The sequence below is a fragment of the Salinibacterium sp. SWN139 genome (assembly GCF_015864625.1).
GTDB lineage: Bacteria > Actinomycetota > Actinomycetes > Actinomycetales > Microbacteriaceae > Rhodoglobus.
This window is the reverse complement of sequence record NZ_JADYWV010000003.1, coordinates 650,650-656,930: the sequence shown is the minus strand read 5'-3', so window position 1 is coordinate 656,930 and position 6,281 is coordinate 650,650. Positions and strand designations below refer to the sequence as shown.

General features: G+C 62.2%; 6 protein-coding genes. 4 read left to right on the top strand and 2 right to left on the bottom strand.

Annotated elements, in window-relative coordinates; translation table 11 throughout:
* Positions 1–244 precede the first annotated feature (244 nt).
* Positions 245–595: an HPF/RaiA family ribosome-associated protein gene (locus tag I6E74_RS13090; protein ID WP_197126328.1), complete on the top strand. Its 351-nt coding sequence runs from the start codon at positions 245–247 to the stop codon at positions 593–595.
* 53 nt (positions 596–648) lie between these two features.
* Here I6E74_RS13090 and I6E74_RS13085 read toward each other — a convergent pair whose 3' ends face one another.
* Positions 649–2,133: a cell wall metabolism sensor histidine kinase WalK gene (locus I6E74_RS13085; RefSeq protein ID WP_197126326.1), complete on the bottom strand. Its 1,485-nt coding sequence runs from the start codon at positions 2,131–2,133 to the stop codon at positions 649–651.
* Positions 2,130–2,834, bottom strand: a complete 705-nt coding sequence (locus I6E74_RS13080; protein WP_197126324.1) for a response regulator transcription factor — start codon at positions 2,832–2,834, stop codon at positions 2,130–2,132. The genes I6E74_RS13085 and I6E74_RS13080 overlap by 4 nt, the downstream gene beginning before the upstream one ends.
* Before the next feature lie 84 nt (positions 2,835–2,918).
* Between I6E74_RS13080 and I6E74_RS13075 the strand changes: the two genes are divergently transcribed.
* From I6E74_RS13075 to I6E74_RS13065, 3 genes are read left to right on the top strand one after another with little or no spacing between them, the layout of a single operon-like run.
* A complete protein-coding gene (locus tag I6E74_RS13075; RefSeq protein ID WP_197126322.1) occupies positions 2,919–3,995 on the top strand; it encodes a YHYH protein in 1,077 nt (358 codons plus the stop codon).
* A 7-nt stretch (positions 3,996–4,002) separates the two neighbouring features.
* Positions 4,003–5,064 (top strand): YHYH protein, encoded by a 1,062-nt coding sequence (locus I6E74_RS13070; protein WP_197126320.1) that lies wholly within the window; start codon positions 4,003–4,005, stop codon positions 5,062–5,064.
* Positions 5,065–5,067: 3 nt separating this feature from the next.
* Positions 5,068–6,255 carry a HupE/UreJ family protein gene (locus tag I6E74_RS13065; RefSeq protein WP_197126319.1) on the top strand — a complete coding sequence of 396 codons (1,188 nt, stop codon included), beginning with the start codon at positions 5,068–5,070 and terminating at the stop codon, positions 6,253–6,255.
* Positions 6,256–6,281 lie beyond the last annotated feature (26 nt).

Here is a 6,281-nt window from a genome sequence, read left to right as displayed (position 1 = left end):
GCTAAGACTCTCTGCGCCGATGGTACTGCAAGGGGGACCTTGTGGGAGAGTAGGACACCGCCGGACTTCAATTGTAAAATAGCCACACCCTTCGGGGTGTGGCTATTTTGCGTTAACCACCCACCTGCACTGGCAGCAGACAGACTCGCGGCGTAGCGTGAAGAGTAGATGTACCACTGGCCCTCCCGCGAACTCCTCGCCTCAGGGCAACCCCGCGGTACACCTCAGGTGCCAGGAGGCAACCATGCAGGTCATCGTCAATACCGATAACAACATCACTCTCAGCGAAGACACGATCGCCGCAATCACTGCGGAGCTCGAGAGCAAGCTCGCGCACTTCAGTGCCCACCTCACTCGACTCGAAGTCCACTTGAGCGACGAGAGTGCCGGTCGCAGCACCGGCGATGACATCCGCTGCCAGCTTGAAGCGCGCCCCGAAAACCGTGCCCCGGAGCTTGTTACCGACAACGCGTCGACAGTGGATGTCGCGATCAACGGAGCCACGCGGAAGCTGCGGCACGTGCTGGAGACCACCTTCGGCCGAGCCGATCAGCACAAGGGTGCGAGCTCAATGGGCGGCGTAGAACCCCGCTAGACGCGCACCCGATGGCAGGGCGAGGGCCTCTGGCCACTCGTGCGGGTCTAGCTCTAGATGTAAGCAGACGGCTCTTCTGCGAGGGGGAGCCTAAGCTCGAACGTCGCCCCGCCACCGGCGGTGGTGTGCAGTGCGACGGTTCCGCCGTGCTGGATCGCAATTTCCAGTGTGACAGCGAGACCGAGGCCCGCGCCGTCATTGCTGCTTCGTACGCGTGACGGGTCTGACCGGTAGAAGGGCTGGAAGATTTTCTCGCGCTCGTCGTCAGGAATACCGGGGCCATGGTCCACGACACTCATAATGATCTCGCGTGAGGTGCTGCTCGAGACAATCTCAATGGGGGTGCTTGAAGGGGTATGGCGGCACGCATTGGCCACCAGATTGAGGAGCGCTTGGTGCAGCTGTGCCGCGTTGCCCATGACGGGGGCTGTGCGCAGCGCGTGGAGGTCGGTTGCGAAGTCGCGCTCGGGGAAGACGACTCGGAGATCATCGAAGACGTTCTGGGTGACCGTGGCGAGATCGACGGCCACGTGTTCCGGCGCGGTGGTGGCTCCATCGCGAGCGAGCTGCAGCATGGAGTTCACTAAGACGTTGAGGCGGATGCTTTCGTCGCCGACACGAGACATCGCCCGATCGAGGGCTCCAGGAGCGGTCAGCATCTCCTTGGAGTACAGGTCGCTATAGCCCTTGAGGGCGGTGAGTGGAGTGCGGATTTCATGGGCGACGTCGGCGAGAAGGCGACGCATATCGTTGCGTGCGCGCGTGGCATCCACTGCTGACTGTTCCCGCTCGGCGAGGGCGTCACGCAGACGGTTGACCATGCGATCGATGTCCGTGGCGAGCTCGGACACTTCGCGCGATCCGCCGACCGGAGTCAGCGCAGTATCGAGGGCGCCATCCGCAATGCGAGTAACGCCACCGGCAACCACCGCCAGAGGGCGCGCGAGTTGACGCGCCAAGAACCAGGCCATTGCCACTTCGAGCAGGGCAATAGTGAGACCTCCGGCGACGAGCGTCGTGCGCAGGCTCGCGATTGCGGCGTTGTAGCCGTCGAGGGACAGCGCTGTTACCTGAACGATGTCGGTAGCGCTTGGCGAGACTAGAACCCGGTAGTCGTCAATCGACACGGTGGTGGGGGAGTCGATGGTGACGAAAGACGCAATTGTCTCGACGGAGAACGGAATGGCGGCGCCCTGATTCTCTGCGAGAGTGCCATCGCTCCTCACCGTGAACTGGATCGGAAGTAGCTCTTGGGCGACCGCACTCTCGCCCGTGGCTGGTGGCGCGGCGCTCGGTGCCGGGCCGGCGCCAGGGGCAGGGCCATCGCCCGGAACGGAGCCATCACTCGGTTCGCCTCCCGCGCCGGGAGAGGGAGGGGTAATCGCGGCTAACTCGGCGCGAGCGAGTTCCGCATCCAATTCAGAAATGCGGTGCGCGCGTTCGCTGATGTCGACGGCGAAGGCGAAGGCAAGGAAACCGACAATGATGGTTGCGAGAACGGGGAGCAGCAGCATCCAGCGCAGCGAAAGGCGCCTCATTCAGACGCCTCGCGCAGAACGTAACCTATGCCGCGCCGGGTATGAATGAGGGGCGGATGACCGGCGTCGAGCTTGCGGCGCAAGTAACCGATGTAGAGCTCGACCACGTTCTCGCTACCGGTGAAATCGTCTTGCCAGACCTCGACCAGGATTTGGGCTTTTGAGAGCACAACGCCGCGGTTAGCCAACAGGTAGTAAATGAGCCTGTACTCGGTCGCCGAGAGGTCGATGAGGGTGCCAGCGCGGCGCACCTCGTGGCCAGCCGGGTCGAGGGTGAGGGAACCGACTTGCAGCAAGGCCGGACCTGCCGGCGGGGCGGTTCTGCGCAAGATGGCGGCAACCCGAAACACGAGCTCATCCACGGTGAAAGGCTTGGTGAGGTAGTCGTCACCTCCGGTAGCGAAGCCCCGGATGCGGTCTTCGGGTTCCGCTAGAGCGGTCAAGAAGAGGATGGGCGTTGTCGAGCCGGCAGCGCGCAAACGCCGACATACCTCGAGGCCATCGATGCCGGGCAACATGACATCGAGAACGATGAGATCTGCCGGCTGCGCGAGCGCAGACGAGAGCGCCTCGTGGCCGTTGGCGACGTGGGAAACCGTGTGACCCTGAAAAGAAAGGGCCGTCGTGACGACATCGCTAATGGCCTCACTATCTTCAGCAACAAGAATGCGGTGGGCGGGGGCCTGAGCAGGGTTCGACACGGCCCGAATCTAGCAACAAAAACTGTTTCAATGTTGTGCCGATTTCCACAGCGTCACCACAGTAAAGCCGCTGACCCTGTAACTATGAACAACATCCTTGGGCGTGCACTCCGCCACAAACGATCCCCGCTTCTCGTGGGCGCAGTGGTCATGGCAGTTCTTGCCACCGCTGCGTGTAGCGCCGTTGACGCTACAGATTCTTCGTCAACCGAGACCGCCGCTGCCACAGCCGGTATTGACCTCGCCCTGTTCGCTGACGATGCCATCGTCGGTGACCCCGAGATAGTCGACTGCACCCTCAGCGGTGGAACGGAAACCACGTGCTACGAGATCACCATCTCGGGCTACCCCTCGACCTACGAAGTAGGGCCTTTCTGCCCCGCTACAACCGAGACCTCCGCCGATGACGCGGGAATTTGGTTCGATGGTGACGCTGTCTACGACCTCGACGGAGAGTTCATCGCAAACCTCGCTGAAACCTATGGCGACGACGGCTGGAAAATGTATGACGAAGACGGCAACGTCTACGTCACCGACACCGTCGAAGCATTCGAAGCTGCCGCTCGGCCCGACGTTGATCCCGAATATCAGAACTACTGCATCGAAGGCAGCCTTGACTTCCTCGATGGTGGCGACCCGATCGAGTCGACCGTGCTGATCCCGACCACTCCTGTTGTCGCAGACTCGGCGTCAGCGACATCCGGAAATTCAGGCATCACACTCGACGGCATCGTTATCGCCGAGCCAGCTCCCGTTGATGCCATTCTCGGCGCCTACACGATTGCCTCGTTCGACGACTGCGGTGGACACTTCAATCCCTTCGAGGGCTACCACCTGCACGGCTCACTCGGCTGTGGAGAAAACGGCGACGCTTCCGACGATGAAACTGCGATCTTCGGTTACGCCATGGACGGGTTCGCCGTGCACAGCGCGTACACCGAAGAACAACTGGCCAACGTAGAACTCGACGAGTGCAACGGCCACACCACCGAAGAAGACGGATACCATTACCACGCCAACTCGGCCGAGAAGAATCAAGTTCTCGAGTGCTTCATTGGCGAAACCGTTGCGGGCGATGAGGCCGCTGGCGGACCACCTGCCGATGCGCCGGCTGGAGGGCCTCCGGCTGGAGAGGTTCCCGGTGAAGAACCAAACGAATAGGACGATCATGAAGACATCCCTACGGACCGCGCTGATTCCCCTCACGTGCCTCGTGCTCTTGGCGAGCGCCTGCGCGACTGGTGAGACAACGACGGAGAGTTCGAGTTCTGCCTCGGACGACACAAGCCTGAGCACCGTCGCGGCATTGTTTGCCGACGGTGCACTGACCGAAGAAGCGGTCATCGTGGACTGCACCCTCGAAAACGGTAGCGAGACCACCTGCTACCAGTTTGAGGTCGACAGCCTCTCGACGACCGTTAACACGGAAGGGCCCTTCTGTCCGGCGACCACGACCGACACTGGCGGCATCTGGGTCTGGGACGGCGATGAGCCGGGGCTTTATGCCCTCGATGAGGACTTCTGGGCGCTCATGGAGGCCCAGGGCTTCGAGTTCGCGAATGAAGACGGCGACATCACTATCGTTGACCCCGCTGGCGGGCAACCTGACTCATCCGGCACCGAGAACTCGTGCCTCGAGGCAACGCCCGACGGTGACTACCACCTGCAGGTATTGATTCCCACGAGCCCCGAGATGCTTGACGAAGTGACGGATCTTTCCACGATCTCTCAGGTCGGGCTCGCGCTCGACGGCGTCACGATCTTCGGCGACGCGCCCTCTGTTCTCGACACCGGTGGACTGCCCGCACTTGACGCCTGCGGTGGACACATCGACCCCTCGGGGTACTACCACTGGCACTTCGGTGCCGAATCGATCCAGTCGAACCTTGACGCTGCAGGAGCTGGCGTCACGTGCGACATCGAGCAAGACAACGAGGCAGTGATTGCGTTTGCCTACGACGGTTACCTCATCTATGGACCGGAAGAAAACGGAACGGTGCCGACCGACCTCGACGAGTGCGGCGGCCACGTTTCTGACACGGAAGAGTTCGGTGAGGTTTACCACTACCACTACAGCACCGAGTCGCCGAACTTGCCGGAGTGCCGCGTAGGCGCATCAGCGGTGGGAAACCTGACGAGCCCGGATGGTGAGAGCGTCAACCTCCCTAACGGTTCTGGCGGCGGCGACGGTGGGCCACCCGCTGGCGACGCACCAGCTCCCGGCAACTAATTAGTGCACGCCTCTCGCACCACTAGTGCTGCGCACCGCGGTGGACTGTCGCCCCTGGCGAAGTTCACCGCGGTGGCGGGCATCGTTCTCGCCACACTCAGCCTCGCCGTGCCCACCGCAGCATGGGCCCACGACGGAACGAGTGAGGCACTGATCTTCTCGATCGACGAAGGCCGTGTTGTCGGCACCGGATTGGTCGAGTTCTCAGCGCTCGGGCTCGAAGACACCTCCGGTGACGGCCTCATTGACGCCACCGAAGTCAGCGAGCAAGAAGCAACCGTGGCGACGACTCTCGTTGACACTATCCGCGACAACGTAACGATCGCGGTCAACGGCGAGGAGCTGTCGATCATCGGGGCGGGGCTCTCATTCCAGAGCACCAGCGCGACGACAGACACCACCGCGGAGACCGAAACGGACGCGAATGCCGCGGTCGACGCATCCGAATATGTCGGCGTTGCATTCGCGACGTCTGCATTCGAAGGCGAGACCAACGAGATCGCAATTTCGTGGTCCTTTAGCTCGCCGAGCAACGCCATCCTGCTGTCGGATTCTGACAGCGCCGTACTCGGGCACCTCAACGATGACGGCGAGGTCCTGTTCTCTCTCGGAACCTGGGCAACCGCAACCAGCTTTCTCGTGCAGGGGTTCGAGCATATTCAGCTCGGGCCCGACCACATTCTCTTTCTCGTCGCCCTCGGGCTCGGCGTGCTTGGCGTGAAAACGGGGCGCGCAGCGATCTGGCCCGCCGTGAAACTCGTAACCGCCTTTACGGTGGGGCACGCCATTAGCTTCAGCCTGGCGTACTTCAACCTGGTCTCGGTGCCCGCTGCGATCGTTGAACCGCTGATCGCGCTTTCTATCGTCGCGGCCGCTGGGCTTGCGTTGAGACGCAAGGGCGGCGACTTCCGCTGGTGGATCGCGGGCCTCGTGGGGCTCGTGCACGGTCTTGGTTTCGCCTCGAGTCTCTCCAGCCTGGGACTCGTGACGTCGGAGCACGCTGTCGCGCTCATCGCCTTCAACCTAGGTATCGACCTCGCGCAGACCGCCGTTGTGCTACTGGTGCTCGCGGTCGCCGCTCTGCTGACACGACTGCTGCCCAAGGGATTCGAAATCATCCGCATCATCATCTGCGTCGCGATCGGCGCGATGGGGCTGTTCTGGACAGTGACGCGGGTCTTCGGCCTGTAGCTCGCGGTTGGGGTTGGCGGTGTGAG

What these genes read in the sequence shown, in the direction of transcription:
- I6E74_RS13070 (WP_197126320.1), top strand. Translation starts at nt 4,003, where the DNA reads ATGAAGACATCCCTACGGACCGCGCTGATTCCCCTCACGTGCCTCGTG.
- I6E74_RS13090 (WP_197126328.1), top strand. Translation starts at nt 245, where the DNA reads ATGCAGGTCATCGTCAATACCGATAACAACATCACTCTCAGCGAAGAC.
- I6E74_RS13085 (WP_197126326.1), bottom strand. Translation starts at nt 2,133, where the DNA reads ATGAGGCGCCTTTCGCTGCGCTGGATGCTGCTGCTCCCCGTTCTCGCA.
- I6E74_RS13075 (WP_197126322.1), top strand. Translation starts at nt 2,919, where the DNA reads ATGAACAACATCCTTGGGCGTGCACTCCGCCACAAACGATCCCCGCTT.